The organism is Micromonospora sp. NPDC005087 (genome assembly GCF_042872965.1).
Lineage (GTDB): Bacteria > Actinomycetota > Actinomycetes > Mycobacteriales > Micromonosporaceae > Micromonospora.
In genome coordinates this window covers 23,040-39,394 of the sequence record NZ_JBIALB010000029.1, presented here as the reverse complement: position 1 = coordinate 39,394, position 16,355 = coordinate 23,040, and the positions used below count along the sequence as shown (strand labels likewise).

The following is a 16,355-nucleotide window of genomic DNA, read 5'->3' as shown; positions in this document are numbered from 1 at the left end:
CCGATGGCTCCACGTCCTTATCCCACGCTGTCCGCTATGGACGCTATGCCCGTGTCATGCCGAACCGCGCCCGGATCCTTGCTGAGATCACCTCAGTGATACGACTCCGCCCTGACGGGCCAGTCGACGCCTGTTTCGTCTCGCTTCACGTACCAGATTCCGTCTGACGTAGATCTGGCCGTGAATCGCCGTCCCTGTCGCCTGCGACCCTCACCGCTCCGTCCAGAGTAGATCTCTGCCATGACCGCTCGCCGCGCCTACCCGTCCGAGATCTCCGACGCCCGCTGGGCGCTGATCGCACCGACACTGCTCGCCTGGCAGAAGACCCGCCTCGACCGGCGACCCACCGGCGAGCCGGCCCGCACCGACGTCCGAGAGGTGTTCAACGCCATCCTCTATGTCAACCGGACCGGGATCGCCTGGAAGTACCTGCCTCATGACTTTCCGCCACACACCACGGTGTACTACTACTATGCCGCCTGGCGCGACGAAGGCCTCCTCGCCCAGCTCAACGTCGACCTGACCGACCTGGCCCGGGTGAAGGCCGGCCGCGATGCGCAGCCCACCGCCGCGGTCGTCGATACACAGAGCGTGAAGACGTCCACGAACCCACCGACCGCCACGCAGGGAACCGACGCGGCCAAGAAGATCGTCGGACGCAAACGCAGCGTAGTCACCGACACCCTCGGGCTGCTGCTGGCCGTCATCGTCATGGCCGCCTCCGCCACCGAGAACACCGCCGGAATCCAAGCCTTGGAGCAGGTCAAGGCCACCCATCCCACCGTGACCAAGACGTGGGTGGACGCCGGCTTCAAAACCAAGTTCGTCGAACACGCCGCCACTCTGGGTATCGACGCCGAGGTCGTACCGCGCAACACCAACGTTCGAGGCTTCCACGTGGTCAAACGGCGCTGGGTCGTGGAGAGGACCCTGGGCTGGCTGATGCTGCACCGCAGACTCGTCCGCGACTACGAGACTCTCCCGGCCAGTTCCGAAGCCATGATCCACATAGCGATGATCGACAACGTCAGCCGCCGCATAACGGAAGAATCAACACCCACCTGGCGAGGCACATATTAGTAAATCAAGAACAAATCGAACGCCCTCTGAGACAACATGACACCGAGAAGGACCGCACCCGCGCATGTCATCATCGCTGATCGACGTGATCCGTCAGCATGCCCCTGCCCCATCCGGCGCGACGCCCGCCGTCCGGGAGGCATATGGCCTGTTGGAGGCCCTGGCGCGGTTTCCCGACCCGCGTGACCCGCGGGGGATCCGGTACCAGGGGATCGCGGACAGTCCCGCGTCAATCCACGAAAGGGGCGGTTCAGGTCCCTGACTCAAACCCGGCCCGCTCGACAGCAGCGTGTCCGGCCCGCCCGATTCGAGGATCCGGCCGAATGACCCCTAGCCACCGCAAGCCGGCCCGGGTAGTCCGAGGACTCCACGACGCCCGTCGTGGCCCCCGGAGTACCCGTCCGTTCAGCGGCGACTTGTCAGTTGCGGCCCGCCATAACGCCGCCGTCCACGTTCCAGATCGCGCCGGTCACCCAGTCCGTCTCGGGCGAGAGGAGGAAGGTGATGGTGGAGGCGATGTCGCGCGCCGTGCCGATCCGGCCGATCGGGTGGAACGCGTCGAAGCCGTGCAGGACCTGATCGATCTGGTCCTTCGGAATGAAGCCCTCATACAGCGGCGTGGCCACGACCGCGGGCGCGACCGCGTTGACCCGGATCTTGTGGGGGGCCAGTTCGATCGCCAGGTGGCGCTGTTGCGTTGCGGGTCAAGGGAGATGGCGAGCCCGTTTCGGGTCCGCGGTCAGATCCCGTGGGCCAGCTCGGTGAACGCGGCAGCGACCCTCTTCGCTGGCGGGACATCGACGGAAAGTTCGTAGTGACCGCGTCGCAAGTTCTGCATGAAGGCGTGTCCGGCGATGATCACTTGTGCGGTCTGGTCGGTCCGGAGTCCACGCATGGGTCGTAGCCGGTGTTTGAGCTGGCTGTGATCCGCCTCGATCGGATTGTTCGCGTACCGCTCGACGTGGTGCCAGGCCGAGGGGATCAGGTCGTCGAGCACCGCGGGGTAGACCGGGGCGGCGTCGGTGACGACCTCGCTGGGCGTCACATTCAGCATCCGCAGCGCACGCTGGAAGAACCGCCGGGCCGCGGCGGCATCGCGGCGGGCCGAGACGAGCGCGTCGATGACCTGCCCGTGCTGGTCGATCGCGCGGTAGACGTACCGCCACACGCCGTTGACCTTGACGTAGGTCTCGTCGACGAACCACCGGTCACCAGGCGAGTGGCGGGCGAACCGGGCCACGTCGGCCAGCAGCGGCGTGAACCGTTGCACCCACCGGAACACGGTGACGTGGTCGACGTCAACACCGCGTTCGACGAGCAGCTCCTCCACGTCTCTGTACGAGAGGCAGTACCGCAGGTACCACCGGACCGCGACGACGATCACCTCGGACGGGAAGCGGAACCCGGTGAACGCCGACTTCGGTGGCGACCAAGGGCGACGAAGGCTGGACAGCGTCACCCGTCCAGCCTGCCTCGGCCCCTGGGATCCGGCAACGCAACAGCGCCCTTCCCGTCACGGTCCCGGATCAGGAACCGCGTCCGGCAGCCGGCGTCCTCGAGGTCCATGACCAGGTTCTTTGCCGCTTGTGCCACCCACGTGGCGGTCGGGTGCGTGGTCACGCCCAGGACCCGGACCCGTCGGTTGGCGTGCTCGATCACCGCGAGCACGTACAGCCGCGCTCCGGTCAGGGTGACCGTCTCGAAGAAGTCGCACGCCAGCAGGGCGTCGGCCTGCGAGCGCAGGAAGTCGACCCACGTGCTGCAGGCGCGCTCGGGCGCCGGGTCTATCCCGGCCTCTTGCAGGATCTCCCACACGGTGGACGCGGCCACCTTGATTCCAAGCACGAGCAGTTCGCCGTGAAGTCGGCGATATCCCCAGCTGGGATTCTCCCGCGCCAGGCGCAGCACCAGGGCGCGAATCGAGTGCACGGTCCGCGGCCGGCCCGGGCGCTTGGGCCGGGACCGAGCCGCGTGGCGGTGTGCGAGCAGGTCGCGGTGCCAGCGCAGGACAGTGTCGGGGCGCACCAGCAGCGGCATCCGACGCAGCACGTCTGCCGGGAGCCGGTGCAGCAGCGCCGCCAGGAACGCCCGATCGCTCGGGTGCAACCGCGGTCTCTGCTTGCCCAGTTGCCGCTCCAGCAGGGTGATCTGATGACGCAACGCCAGGATCTCCACGTCCTTGTCCCAGTCGCTCATCGGCAGCAGGCGCAGCATGGCGAACGCGTTTGTCACGCCCAGGTAAGCCAGTCGCAGCAGCACGGCGGACCATCATGCCGTGCCGATCATCGGTGCGCGAGAGCCCCAGCGCGCAATCGGGATCGACATCCCGTCCACCCCAAGCACCGGCTCCGACCAGGGCGGATGGAGTTTTCGGCAGGGGCAGCGTTCCCGTCGTACGGTGCCCACCCATCGTTCGGCGAACGCGTTTGCCCGGGGTGCCTGCGGCGGGGTCTTGATCACGTCGATGGCTTCGGCGGTGAACACGGCGTCGACGGTGTTCGTGAACTTCGTGTCGCGATCGCGGAGCAGGAACCGCAGCCCCGCCGCGTGTTGGTCGAGGTCCATCAGCAGATTCCGTGCCTGCTGGGCCACGCAGGCGCCCGTTGGATGCGCGGTCACCCCAACCACGTGGACTTGGCGGGTGGCGATCTCGACGAAGAACAGCACGTAGATCCGCTTGAGCAACACCGTGTCGACGGTGAAGAAATCACAGGCCAGGATTGTGCGGGGCTGGGCGGTCAGGAGCTGCCGCCAGGTCGGTCCGGACCGCCGTGGTGCCGGGTCGACCCCGGCCTGGTTGAGGATCTTCCACGCCGTGCTGGCCGCAACCCCGTGGCCCAAGCCGACCAGCTCACCCTGGATGCGGCGGTGCCCCCACGACGGGTTCTCCGCCGCGAGTCGCAGCACCAGGTCGCGGACCTGTGCGTTGACCGGTGGCCGGCCCGGCCGGGCATGCGGGTACGTCCATCGTCGGGCGACCAGTTCACGGTGCCACCGCAACAGCGTGGCCGGGGTGACGATGACCGCCGACCAGCGGGGGCGGGGCAGCAGCCGCGACAGCACCGCCAGCACCGCCCGGTCGGCCGGCTCGAGATCGGGCCGGTGCACCTGGCGACGCAGCACGGCCACCTGATGGCGGAGCACCAGGATCTCCACATCCTTGGCCCCACCGTCGCGGGCGATCTGGGACAACATCTGCAGGACCTGGCGAAGCAGCAGGTACAGCAACGACGCGCTCATGGCCACGAGCATGACGGCTGCGCAGGGCTCGAGCTCGCACAGAACCTCACTTCAGACAGCCGAACCGAGTATTCGAGCCCCACACGTTGACGGCGATGACGTCGACCGTCGGCGCGGCGAGCGGCAACACGATCTGGAAGATCGCCTGGTACGGCAGGCCGCGCCGGCCCAGCTTGCCGGCGGGGCCGGCCTCCACGAGCGCGTGGCGGCGCTTCCACCTTGCCTGCATCGTGCCGTAGCACCAGCGGTAGTGCTGCCGCCACAGCTTGCCGCAGCGACGAGGGCGCCTCGGTCCAGGCGATCGCACGTTCCTCGTACACCATCGTCCAACCGGCGCGGAGCACCGCCATCGTGAGGTCGGTGTCCTCGGCGAGGGTGTCCGCGGGCAGCCCGCCGACCTGGGCGAGGACCTCGCGGCGGAACGCGCCGATCGGTCCGGGGACAGTGGGCATGCAGCCCAGGACGTCGTACGTCCGGCGGTCGAGGTTGAAGCCGATGACGTACTAGAGGTGCTGCCACCGGCCGAGCATGCGCCGCCGGTTGGCGGCTTTCGTGTTGCCGGAGATCGCCCCGACCGTCGGATCGGCGAATCCCTGCACGAGCCGATAGACGGTGTCCGGCTGGAAGACTGTGTCCCCGTCGACCAGGACCAGTAGGTCGGCGCGGGCGTGCCGGATGCCGGTGTTGAGCGCCGCGGGCTTGCCTGGCCGAGCGCGCCGTGGCGGCGGGCCACGTCGAGCCCGAAGGCGCCGGGAATGCCTTCCTGGTCTGCGAGCAGATGGCCGGGTACGTGCGGCACGTCGTACACAGTCACCGCGGCTTCTTCGGTCTGCAACGGATCTCCGCCCGAGTTGCCAAGGCCACCAACAACGGCGGCAAGGTGGACCTGTCGGCGCAACCGGAACACCAGATCCTCGGCAACCAGAAGACCGACGGGTTGATCGGCAACCGCTCCGGCGCCCGTGCGTCGGGACTCGTCGCTTCGGGATTCCCCGCCCGGCTCACCCCCGATGCGGCGGCCTTCGTGGACGCGACCTATCTGCCCTCGCTGGAACAGGCGTGGGGCCGCGACGCGCACGCCCTGGTACGGGCGCCGGCGCAGGAGCGCATGATGTTCGATCTGCGCCCGAACGGCCGGCGCGCAGGCAGGAGCAGGCTGAGCACCGCCGCCCCAAGCCACACGCCGATCCCGACGCCGAAGGCGGCTCCGTATCCGGCGTTGCTCGGCAGGTCCCGGCCCGGCTCGGTGTAGACGTCGAGCACCAGCGCGCTCAGCGTGCTGCCGATCGAGTAGCCGATGCTGCGCAGCACCTGGTTGAAGCTCGTCGCGCTGCCGGTCTCCTCGGCCGGAACCGCGTTGAGCAGGACTCCTAGGCTCGCGGAGAAGGTAAGCCCGACACCGAGGCCGGCTAGGCCCATGGCGAGGAACGGCTGCCACAGCTGTTCGCGCCAGAGCGCGAGTAGCCCGGTCGCCGCGACGAAGACGAACGCGCCGAGGGTGATCGTCGGTTCAGCGCCCACCCGTCGACGCAGGGCTGGTGCGACCCGGTTGGCGACGACGCTCCCGACGGAGAAGGGCACCAGGACCAGCCCGGCCACCACGACCGGCACGCCGAAGCCGTATCCGGCGGTGGGTGGTGTCTGCACGAACCGGATGACCAGCGCCATGAGCAGATAGATGCCCACCCCGGCGAGGAGCGTGGCGACGTCCGCGGTCAGCACCGACCGGTCTCGCAGCAGGCGCAGTTCGACGAGCGGGTGTGCACAGCGGATCTCATGCGCCACCCAGAGCGCGAGGAGGGCGGCGGATGACACCAGCAGGCCGATGACCGGACCGGACGACCAGCCCCAGTGCTCGCCCTGGCTCAACCCCACCAGGAGCGCCACCAGGGAGGCGCTCAGCGCCACGACCCCGAACAGGTCGAACGGCCGGTGCCGCGCCGCCGAGCGCGCCGGGATGACGAGCCAGGCGAGTACGAGCACGGCCGCGCTGATGCCGACACCGAACCAGAAGGCCGCCCGCAGGCCCATCCGGTCGGTGATAAGGCCGGTGATCGGATATCCGAGCCCGACTCCGGAGACGGTGGTGACCGACAGCGCGGCGATGGTGGAGCGTGCTCGATCCATCGGAAGGTTCTCCCGCGCGACGGTGATCACCAGCGGCACCATGCCCAGGCCGACGCCCTGCAGCGCGCGGCCCGCGAGGAGTTGGGCGAAGTTCGCCGAGACCGCGGCGAGCAGGCTGCCGGCCAGGGTGAGGCCGAGGCAGCCGAGGATCACCTGGCGCCGTCGGGGCCCGTCGCCGAGGCGGCCCATGGTCGGGGTCGCGACCGCCCCGGCCATCAGCGCCACGGTCAGCGACCACTGGGCCGAGCTGACCGAGACCTGGTAGTGCCGCGCGACGGTCGGGATCAGCTGCGCGCCGAGACTGCTGATGACTGCGGTGACCAGCCCGATGGCGATCAGAGCCGGTGGCAGCGCGGCGATGTGGCGGTCGGAGAGCAGGTCGGGACCGCCCGGCGTGGTGGGGGTGGTCGTGCCCGCGGGGCGTGTCACTGCGGCCTTGAGGCCCCTCACAGGTCGGCACGGAGAAGCTCGGTGACCGCTGTCTGCGCCTGGGCGAGCGCCAGAGCGAACTGTCTGCCCTCGTCGGCGGTCGGCATCCGGCTCGTCGGCACGGCGACCGCGATCGCGGCGAGCGGAGCCCCGATGAGATCCCGGATCGCGGTGCCGACCGCGCTGATCCCCTTCTCTCCCTCCTCGACGTTCACCGCGTACCCGAGATCGCGGATCGCGGCCAGCTCCGTTTCCAGCTGATCCCAGGTCTGGATGGAGGACGCCGTCCGGCTCTCCAACTCGCGGTTCGGGTAGCGGCGGTCGAGCTCGGTGCTGGGCAGCGCGGCGAGGATCGCCTTGCCGCCGGCCGTGCAGTGGGCCGGCAGCATGAGCCCGGTCCGGCTGCCGACCCGGACCGACCGGGGACTCTCGACGCAGTCCATGAACCGTACGTTCTGGCCTTCGAGCAGCAGCAGCGAGACCGTCTCCTGAGTTTGCTCGCGCAGCTCCTCAAGGACCGGTCGGGCGACCCGACGGATGTCGATCCGCCCGATGGCGGCGAGCCCGATCTCGTTCAGCGAGGAGCCGGGGCGGTACGCGCCGTTCGGCTTGTCCTGCATGACGAAGCCTCGCGCCCGCAGGGCGGTGAGCAGGCGGTGGGCGGTGGACCGCGCGACGCCCAACTCCTCGGCCGCCTCGGCGACCCGCAGCACACGGCGTTCGCCGATGAGCTGCAGCAGCCGCAGCGCGTTGTCCACGGATGACAGGCCTCCGTCCGAGGGGGCACTCGAATTCTGCATGCAGGAAGAGTAGACCAAGATCTTCCTTCATGTGGAAGCTTGTGCCTAGGGTGGCGCAATGACTTCCTCGCCTGGAGAAAATCGACCCCCCGTGGCCGTCGTCGGCGGCGGGCCTGTTGGCATGACCGCGGCCGCGGCGCTGTCGGGCGCCGGCATCCCGGTCGTGGTTCTCGAGGCTGAGCCGGTGGCGAAGACCGACTGGCGTGCCTCGACGTTCCATCCGCCAACCCTCGAATTGCTGAGCGAACTCGGCGTCGTCGAGCAGATGCACGCCGAGGGCCTCATGGTGCCGCGGTACCAGTTCCGCGACCGCCGGGACGGGCTGGTCGCGGAGTTCGACTTCGGGCTGCTGCGTGAAGAGACGCCCTATCCGCACCGGTTGCAGCTCAACCAGCAGCATCTGGTGCGGATGCTGGCGGACCGGCTGCGGGACCAGCCACTGGCCGAGGTGCGGTTCGGATGCCGCGTCACCGACCTCGACACCGCAGGCGACGTCACCACGCTGACCGTCGAGACGCCCACCGGCGTGGAGCGGCTGGCCTGCTCGTACGTCATCGGCGCCGACGGCGCGAGCAGCACGGTACGGGGACTGCTCGGCATCGACTTCGAGGGCTTCACCTATCCCGAGCGCTTCCTGATCGTGAGCACGTCGATCGACATCCGTGAGCTGTTGCCCGATATCGCGGACGTCAACTACATCGCCGATCCCGAGGAGTGGCTGTTCCTGCTGCATACGCCCGAGTCGTGGCGCGCGGTCTATCCGGTGCCCGCCGGACAGTCACGGGAGGAGGCCACCGACCTCGCGGAGATCCAGACGCACCTGCAGGGCATTGCCGCCTACCCGCCGGGGTACCCGGTGGGCGACTACCAGCTCTACAACGTGCACCAGCGGGTCGCCTCCACGTTCCGGCTCGGCAACTGCGCCCTGATCGGCGACGCGGCACACATCAACAGCCCGCTGGGCGGCGTCGGACTCAACAGCGGCATCCACGACGCCATGGATCTCACCCGCCGGTTGACCCGCATCCTGCGCGACGGCGCCGACGCCGACGCCGAGCTGGACCAGTTCGCCCACCTGCGGCACCGGGTCGCCGTCGAGTACGTCCAGGCCGACACCCAGCGGAACACCGAGCGGCTCAACGAGCGCGACGAGGGAAAGCGGCAGGCGCACCACGCCGAGTTGCGGGCGATCGCCGGCGACGTCGAACGGTCTCGGGCGTGGTGCCGGCGGGCGTCACTCCTGGCGAGCGTGCACGAGTTCGGGATCGGCCACCCGCTCGAGCCGGCCTCCTACCCCACCGGGCCGACCGCGGCCCGCACCGAGCGTCACTGAACGGAGAGAACGCTGTGACAATCGAAAAATCCGTCCCCGACGTGACCGTCGACGAGGAGCTGGAAGCGTTCTACGCCGACCTGGCCGCGGTCCATCTGCACCCGCTGTGGACGATCACCAAGCAGCTGCTGACGCCGACGCCACAGCCCCGGGCGGTCCCGTGGCTCTGGTCGGCCGAGACGCTCAGGCCGCTCGCCGAGCGAGCGTTGCGGCTGGTCCCCGTCGAGCGCGGCGGCGAGCGTCGGGTGCTGAGCCTCGGCAATCCCGGGCTGGGTGGCCTGCCCTATGCCGCCGGAACGCTCTGGGGCGCGATCCAGTGCCTCGGCCCGGGGGAGACCGCGCCAGCCCACCGCCACTCGCCCGGTGCGATCCGGTTCGTGCTCGAAGGCAGCGGCGTCTGGACGACCGTGAACGGCGATCCGTGCGACATGTACCCCGGCGACCTCGTGCTGACCCCGGCCAGTAACTGGCACGAACACACCAGTGCCGGCACCTCGCCGATGCTCTGGTTCGACGGCCTCGACCTGCCCATGGTGGAGGCGCTGGACGCGATCTTCTTCGAGCCGTACCCGCACGACCGGCAGCCCGACAGCGGCGAGCACAACCAGTCCGAGGCGCGCGAGCGGGGACACGGGCAGCCGTACGCCGAGGGCGCGGTGACCGCACTGGACCCCGAGCACTCGCCGCTGCTGGTGTATCGGTGGACCGATACGGACGCGGAGCTGACCCGGCTCAGCGAGCTACGTGACGAGGCGATGGTCAGCCTCGAGTTCGCGAACCCGCGTACCGGGGCGAGCGTGCTGCCGACCCTGAGCTGCGGTATGCACCGGCTGGCGGCCGGACGGCGGACCGCGCCGATCCGGCATACCGGCAACACGATCTACGTGGTCTACCGGGGGTCCGGTAGCACGGTGGTTGACGGGGTCCGGCTCGACTGGTCCGCGGGCGACATGTTCGTCGCGCCGTCCTGGGCGGCGGTCGAACACCTGGCACACGAGGGTGCCGACATCTTCACGTTGGGTGACGCGCCGGTGCTCCGCGCGCTCGGCCTCTACCGCGAGCAAGTGCTCGCCGATCCCCAGCGCGTCGACCGCGTGTTCACGCCCGAACAACAGCCATGACGCCGATGCCCGATGGTACGACCCGGAGCCGGAGGAACAGACGATGAAACTGGCGATCTTTGATGAGCTGCGTCTCGGTGTCGCCGTGGACGGGGGCATCGTCGACGTCACCGACGCGCTGCCGTGGGCGCACGATCCGGACCCCTTGACGGCGGGCTGGTGGCGCCGGTTGTGCCGGGATTTCGGCCAGGTGCGGGCGGAGCTTGAGGCGGCCGTCCGGCACGGGGTGGTGGTGCCACTCGACGCGGTGCGGCTGCACGCCCCGGTGGTCAACCCCTCGAAGGTGCTGGCTTCGGCGTCCAACTATCGGGAGCACGTCGCGGAGATGCACGGCGTGCAGGAACGGACGCTGGGACGCGTCGAGTCCTGGATGATGAACTTCGACGTCTTCCTGAAGTCGCCGTCGTCCATCGTCGGTCCGGCCGACGACATCGTGCTGCCGCGCGACGTGATCGCGGCGGGACACGAGGTGCATCACGAGTCGGAACTCGTCGTCGTGATAGGTACCGGGGGGAAGGACATCCCCGAGTCGGTGGCGCTTGAGCACGTGCTCGGCTACACGATCGGTCTCGACATCACCGTGCGTAGTGACGGCGACCGGTCCCGTCGCAAGAGCTACGACTCCTTCAGCCCGCTCGGTCCGTGGGTCACGACCAGTGACGAGGCAGGAGACCCGGGTGACTTCGACATCCGGCTCACCTGCTCGGGCGAGCCGAGGCAGCAGGTGAACACCTCGACCCTGATCACACCGGTACCGGCGATCGTCTCCTACGCCTCTTCGATGATGACGCTGCTCCCCGGCGACGTCATCTTCACCGGCGCCCCGCCCGGCGTCGGGCCGATCGTGCCCTGCGATGTGCTGGACACCTCGATCAGCCGCCTCGGAGAAATGCGGATCCGGGTGCGCTAGCGCGAACGGCGGCGCTTGGATTCACCACGCTCGCTCCAAGTTATTCCGTAACAAGGAATCCACTGAGGAAAGAGTTCCACAGGGTAGAAGTTTCCCCCCGCCGCGCTTACTGTACGTCGAACTGGACGACCGCCGCGCGGACGGCGGATACGGAGGTCAGCGCCCCCGCGCTGCCTGGTCCAATGGAGGTCAGCCTTGCGTAGACATATCAAGATCACTCTAGCCACCCTGATGGTCGCCCTCCTCGCCGCGGGCTGCGGCGACAACGCGGGCGGCGACTCCTCGGGCGGCGGGAACTCGGGAGTCACCGACGTCAATGTCGGGATCGTCCCCTTCTCGCCCAATGCGGTCCTCTTCCAAGCGATCGAGGGTGGCATCTTCAAGAAACACGGACTGAACGTCAAGACGACCTCGGCGGCGGCGCCGACCCCGATCGTCGCGGCGATGGTCAGTGGCCAGCAGCAGTTCGGCTTCGTCACCACGCCGGTGCTCATCAACGCCAACGCCGCGGGTACCGCGGTGAAGTGCGTCGCGCCCATCGACGGCCAGGTCAGCAAGGAGCGCGACTCCAGCGCTCTCGTCACCGCCGCGAACAGCGGCATCAACTCCCTGGCGGACCTCTCCGGCAAGAAGATCGCCGTGGTCCAACTGTCCAGCATCAACCTGATCGGGGCGAAGAAGCTGGCCGAGGAAGCGGGCGCGACGAATATCGAATGGGTGGTGATCCCGTTCCCGCAGATGCCCCAGGCACTGGCCGATGGCCGAGTCGACGCGGCGGTGGTCACGACGCCGTACCTGGAGACGGCCCTGAAGGCGGGGGCCAAGGCCCTCGCGCACCCGAGTTCCGACCTCTGGCCCGAGGGCACCGTCTACTGCTATGGCGCCACCGCCAAGTACCTGGACGAGCACCCCGACGTGGCCAAGGCGTTCCAGGACGCGATGACCGAGGCCATCACCTACACGAAGGACCACGAGGACGAGGTCAAGCAGACCCTCGTGAAATACCTCAAGTTGACTCCCGAGGCGGCGAAGGAGCAGATCCTGCCGACCAACTACGTCCCGGAGATCAATGTGGCGTCCATCGGTGACATCCAGAACGTGATGGAAGCCCAGGGCGCCATCAAGACGAAGGTCAACCCGGCCGACCTCGTCTGGCAGCCCGCGGGCTGATCAGCGACCGGGAGCGGAAGGAAGAACCATGAGCCAGCCTGTCAGTTCGGACCGCGCCGCCGGCGTGGGGCTGCTCGGTGATCACCGCGCGAGCGTCGTCGTCGCCGGTGAGGTGTTGCCGTCCGAATACCAGCCGGTGCACAATCCCGCCCGCACCGACGAGGTCGTCGGTACGGTGGCCATCGGCACCGCCGACCACGTCGACCGGGCGGTCGCCGCGGCCTCGGCCGCGTTCGGGGCCTGGTCGACGGCGTCGCCGTACGAGCGGGCCGACCGGCTGCGGGCGGCGGCGGCGGAGATCGCGGAACACGCGCTGGACCTCTCCGAACTGCTCACGCGGGAGCAGGGCAAGGTGCGGTGGGAGTCGAAGATCGACGTCGGGGGTGCCGCCCACATCCTCGGGTACTACGCCGGCTTGGCCGACCAGTTGGCTGACGACGACGTCTTCCGCAGGGACGCCCGGGGCACGATCTACACTGGCCGGCGCCCGATGGGTGTCACCGGGGTGATCGTGCCCTGGAACAGCCCGGTCTACCTCGCCTTCCTGGGCATCGCGCCGGCGCTGCTCGCCGGCAACACCGTGATCGTCAAGCCGTCGGAGTACGCGCCGCTGGCGCTCGGCCGGGTGCTGGACCTGCTCGCCCGGCACCTTCCGGCCGGGGTCGTCAACACGGTTCCCGGCGGCGCGGAGGCCGGCTCGGCGATCGCCCGGCACCCGCTCATCCGCAAGGTCTTCTTCACCGGCAGCACCGCGACCGGACAGCAGGTGATGCGCGACGCGGCGGGGAACCTGAAGAACATCAGCCTCGAACTCGGCGGCAACGACCCCGCCATCGTGCTCGAGACCGCACGGATCGACGACACGCTCGTCGACGAGCTGGTGCGCAGTGTCTTCACGGCGACCGGTCAGATCTGCTTCGACGTCAAGCGGATCTACGTGCATGAGTCGCACTACGTCGACTTCGTGGCCCGGTACGTCGCCGCGGCAGACCGCATCGTGGTCGGCGACGGACTCGATCCCGGTACGACAATGGGGCCGGTGAACAACCGTCCGCAGTACGAGCGGCTCCAGGGACTGATCGAGCGGACCCGGGCCAGCGGCGCGACCGTCCGTACCGTCGGGACCCGACTCGATCCGGCCGGTTGGGACCGTGGCCTGTTCCTCATGCCCTCGGTGGTCACCGACGTCGAGCCCGGTGCCGAGATCGTGGGCTGCGAGCAGTTCGGGCCGGTCGTCCCGGTGCTGCCCTTCACCACCGACGAGCAGGCCGTCAGACTCGCCAACGACACCGAGTTCGGTCTCAGCGCCTCGGTATGGAGCGCGGACCGGGCCCACGCGCTCGGCGTCGCCCGGCAGTTGCAGTGCGGAAGCGTCTTCCTCAACGTCCACCGGATGGGCGCTTCCGATGTCTCGATGCCGTTCGGCGGCTTCAAGTCGAGCGGCATCGGTCGCGGCCATGGGATGGCCGCGCTTGAGGCGTGTACCGAGACCCAGATCATTGCTGACTACGTCGACGTGTCGGCGTTCCCCGGACCCGATCGACGCTGAGCTCGGAAATTCCGCTTGACAAGGCACACCCGTCCGCGAACGGCCCCGACGCACCGTCGCGTCGCGTGCCGGACCCGCGGGCCCCTCCCATCACCACCACCTCGCGCGAAGGGGGTCTCGGATGAATGTACTGAACGCCAGCTGGTTCAAGCTGCTGGCAAAGGTCGCTGTGTTCGCCGCCGCGCTCGCGGCATGGCAGTTCTGCAGCGCCACCGGCCTGCTCGCTCAGGACTCGTTCCCGTCGATGACCAGCACGGTCACCGAACTCGTCCGGCAACTCGGCTCGGCCGAACTGTGGACTGCGGTCGGGCAGACCCTGCAGGGATGGGGGCTCGGCCTGTTGATCGGCGGCGGCCTCGCCATCCTCACCGGTACGCTGCTCGGGCTGAACAGGTTCGCCTATCGCAGCGTTATCCCGGTCGTCGAGTTCCTCAAGACCGTTCCCGTGATCGCGATCCTTCCGCTCGTGGTCTCCGTGTACGGCGCGACGACGGACATGAAGGTCTTCCTGGTCGCGTTCGGCGTCTACTGGCCGCTGACGATTCAGGCGATCTACGGCATCCGGGCCGTTGACCCGGTGGTCCGCGACACAGCCCACATCCTGCAGTTGCGCGGCTTCCGCCGGATCGCCGTGGTGACCCTGCCCAGCGCCGCGCCCTTCCTGGCGACTGGTGTACGGGTCGCCGCGGCGGTGGGACTCATCCTCGCGGTCATCGCCGAGCTCATCGGCGGGGCCCCCGGGCTGGGGCTCAGCCTGCTGACCGCGGAGAACGCCGGTCCCACCCAGCTACCCGCGCTGTACGCGTTCATCCTCATGACCGGTCTTACCGGCGTGGCCGTGACGGGCGTCTTCACCGCGGTCGAGCGGCGGTTGCTGCACTGGCACGAAAGCCAGCGGAACCCTGCGGCGAGGGCGGCATGACCATGACAGCTGTCAGCGAGAAGACCGAACCTGCCGTGCGAACCACCAGGCCGGCCCGGCCGCTGCCCGGCCGGGTCTGGGACGTGGTCTCGCGTACCTGGTTCTTCGTCGCCGTCGTCATCCTGTGGTGGGTGCTGTCGGCGAACAGCACCTCCACGTTCTTCCCGCCCCTGCGGGACATCGTCCAGCGGTTCTACGAGTTGTGGATCGTGGGGGACACGGCGAGCACGCTGAAGGCGAGCCTCGTCAACTTCGTGATCGGGTATGGCGGCGCCAGCGTGCTCGGTGTCGCGTTCGGTGCCCTGCTCTGGCGGTTCACTCGGATAGCCCACGCGGTGTCCCCACTGCTGTACTTCATCTACGTCATCCCCTCGGTCGCGATGCTGCCCGCGGTCATCGCGGTGATGGGGATCGGTTCCGGAATGAAGATCACGATTATCATCCTCGCCGCGATCTGGCCCACCCTGCTAAACACGCTCGACGGTATGCAGGGCATCGACGCGATCAAGCTCGACACGGCGAAGGTCCTGCACATGTCCTCGCTGCGTACGGTCCGCTCGGTGGTGTTGCCGGGCGCCCTGCCCCAGATCATGGCCGGCCTGCGGCACAGCCTGCAGATCGCGGTGATCATGATGGTGGTCAGCGAACTGGTCGCGTCGACCTCCGGGATCGGTTTCTTCATTCTCGACGCCCAGCAGCGATTCGCCTTCACCGACATGTGGACGGGGATCATCGTGCTGGCCCTGATCGGAAGTGCCCTGACGTTCCTGTTCATCGCCGTCGAGCGGGTGGTCCTTGCCTGGTACATCGGCGCGCGAGCCGTCGAAGAGAAGGGTTGAGCGCCATGGCGCGTCCCATAACCACAGAGGTCGCCGCGACGACCGCCGCAACCGGGTCGGCCGAGGGTCAGCCGGTGCTGTCGATCAACAGCCTGCGCAAGGTGTACAACGCCGGCCGACCGGACGAGCGGGAGGCGATCGCGGACGTCTCGTTCGACGTCGGCAAGGGCGACTTCGTCTGCGTGGTCGGACCGAGCGGCGCGGGCAAGACCACCCTGCTGCGCTGCATGAGCGGCCTGCTGCCGGCCACCTCTGGCGAGGTGCGCTTCGAGGGCATGCCGCTGCGCCGGGTGCCCGACCGGCTGAGCGTCGTGTTCCAGGACTACAGCCGGTCCCTCTTCCCGTGGCTCACGGTCCCGGCCAACGTCGCCGTACCGCTCAAGGTGGCCGGGTACGACAAGCAGAGGCGCAAGGCGCGCGTCGACGAGGTGCTGGCCGCGGTCGGCCTCGGTGACGTCGGTAAGCGCTATCCGTGGCAGCTCTCGGGGGGCATGCAACAGCGCGTCGCGATCGCCCGCGCGCTGGCGCACGAGCCCGACCTGGTGCTGATGGACGAGCCGTTCGCGTCGGTCGACGCACAGACGCGCTTCGACCTGGAGGACCTGATCCTGCGGGTGCGCAACGAGTACAACGTCACCGTTGTGCTGGTCACCCACGACATCGACGAGGCGATCTACCTCGCGGACCGGGTCGTGGTGCTGAGCAGCCCGCCGAGCCGGGTCCGCGAGATCGCCGACATCCCGCTGGAGCGTCCGCGCAACCAGCTGACCACCCGATCGAGCGAGACGTTCGGCCGGTTGCGCCGGCACCTGCTGGAGCTGGTGACCAGCTAACG

15 protein-coding genes and 1 pseudogene are annotated in these 16,355 nt (G+C 68.7%); 9 read left to right on the top strand and 7 right to left on the bottom strand.

Annotated features, from left to right (window positions below; all coding sequences use genetic code 11):
• The first annotated feature begins 240 nt into the window (after positions 1 to 240).
• Complete coding sequence (locus ACFYPS_RS33785; protein WP_387330112.1) at positions 241 to 1,080, top strand: IS5 family transposase; 840 nt, start codon at positions 241 to 243, stop codon at positions 1,078 to 1,080.
• A 419-nt stretch (positions 1,081 to 1,499) separates the two neighbouring features.
• Here ACFYPS_RS33785 and ACFYPS_RS33780 read toward each other — a convergent pair whose 3' ends face one another.
• From ACFYPS_RS33780 to ACFYPS_RS33750, 7 genes and pseudogenes are all read right to left on the bottom strand, one after another.
• The gene (locus ACFYPS_RS33780; protein ID WP_387330115.1) at positions 1,500 to 1,757 is read right to left on the bottom strand and encodes an SDR family oxidoreductase; all 258 of its coding nucleotides are present in this window, start codon (positions 1,755 to 1,757) and stop codon (positions 1,500 to 1,502) included.
• Between the two features lie 62 nt (positions 1,758 to 1,819).
• Entirely contained in the window at positions 1,820 to 2,533 is a 714-nt protein-coding gene (locus ACFYPS_RS33775; protein WP_354967809.1) for an IS6 family transposase, read from the bottom strand.
• Between the two features lie 2 nt (positions 2,534 to 2,535).
• Entirely contained in the window at positions 2,536 to 3,339 is an 804-nt protein-coding gene (locus ACFYPS_RS33770) for a helix-turn-helix domain-containing protein (RefSeq protein WP_387330109.1), read from the bottom strand.
• A 9-nt stretch (positions 3,340 to 3,348) separates the two neighbouring features.
• Positions 3,349 to 4,320 carry a helix-turn-helix domain-containing protein gene (locus tag ACFYPS_RS33765; RefSeq protein ID WP_354967759.1) on the bottom strand — a complete coding sequence of 324 codons (972 nt, stop codon included), beginning with the start codon at positions 4,318 to 4,320 and terminating at the stop codon, positions 3,349 to 3,351.
• Between the two features lie 88 nt (positions 4,321 to 4,408).
• Positions 4,409 to 5,039: pseudogene (locus ACFYPS_RS33760) on the bottom strand (glycosyltransferase); the annotation flags it as partial.
• Between the two features lie 316 nt (positions 5,040 to 5,355).
• Positions 5,356 to 6,876, bottom strand: a complete 1,521-nt coding sequence (locus tag ACFYPS_RS33755; RefSeq protein ID WP_354967758.1) for an MFS transporter — start codon at positions 6,874 to 6,876, stop codon at positions 5,356 to 5,358.
• 17 nt (positions 6,877 to 6,893) lie between these two features.
• Entirely contained in the window at positions 6,894 to 7,676 is a 783-nt protein-coding gene (locus ACFYPS_RS33750; RefSeq protein ID WP_354967757.1) for an IclR family transcriptional regulator, read from the bottom strand.
• A gap of 58 nt (positions 7,677 to 7,734) precedes the next feature.
• On the opposite strand from ACFYPS_RS33750, the gene ACFYPS_RS33745 reads away from it, so the two are divergent.
• From ACFYPS_RS33745 to ACFYPS_RS33710, 8 genes are all read left to right on the top strand, one after another.
• Entirely contained in the window at positions 7,735 to 9,009 is a 1,275-nt protein-coding gene (locus ACFYPS_RS33745) for an NAD(P)/FAD-dependent oxidoreductase (protein ID WP_354967756.1), read from the top strand.
• A 14-nt stretch (positions 9,010 to 9,023) separates the two neighbouring features.
• Entirely contained in the window at positions 9,024 to 10,130 is a 1,107-nt protein-coding gene (locus ACFYPS_RS33740; RefSeq protein WP_354967755.1) for a cupin domain-containing protein, read from the top strand.
• 43 nt (positions 10,131 to 10,173) lie between these two features.
• Positions 10,174 to 11,040 carry a fumarylacetoacetate hydrolase family protein gene (locus ACFYPS_RS33735; protein WP_354967754.1) on the top strand — a complete coding sequence of 289 codons (867 nt, stop codon included), beginning with the start codon at positions 10,174 to 10,176 and terminating at the stop codon, positions 11,038 to 11,040.
• 195 nt (positions 11,041 to 11,235) lie between these two features.
• Positions 11,236 to 12,210 carry an ABC transporter substrate-binding protein gene (locus ACFYPS_RS33730; protein ID WP_354967753.1) on the top strand — a complete coding sequence of 325 codons (975 nt, stop codon included), beginning with the start codon at positions 11,236 to 11,238 and terminating at the stop codon, positions 12,208 to 12,210.
• A gap of 28 nt (positions 12,211 to 12,238) precedes the next feature.
• The gene (locus tag ACFYPS_RS33725) at positions 12,239 to 13,759 is read left to right on the top strand and encodes an aldehyde dehydrogenase family protein (RefSeq protein WP_354967752.1); all 1,521 of its coding nucleotides are present in this window, start codon (positions 12,239 to 12,241) and stop codon (positions 13,757 to 13,759) included.
• 121 nt (positions 13,760 to 13,880) lie between these two features.
• On the top strand, positions 13,881 to 14,681 hold the full coding sequence (locus ACFYPS_RS33720) for an ABC transporter permease subunit (RefSeq protein ID WP_354967751.1): 801 nt from the start codon (positions 13,881 to 13,883) through the stop codon (positions 14,679 to 14,681).
• A complete protein-coding gene (locus ACFYPS_RS33715) occupies positions 14,678 to 15,520 on the top strand; it encodes an ABC transporter permease (protein WP_354967750.1) in 843 nt (280 codons plus the stop codon). The genes ACFYPS_RS33720 and ACFYPS_RS33715 overlap by 4 nt, the downstream gene beginning before the upstream one ends.
• A 5-nt stretch (positions 15,521 to 15,525) precedes the next feature.
• On the top strand, positions 15,526 to 16,353 hold the full coding sequence (locus ACFYPS_RS33710) for an ABC transporter ATP-binding protein (RefSeq protein WP_354967749.1): 828 nt from the start codon (positions 15,526 to 15,528) through the stop codon (positions 16,351 to 16,353).
• Positions 16,354 to 16,355: the final 2 nt, after the last annotated feature.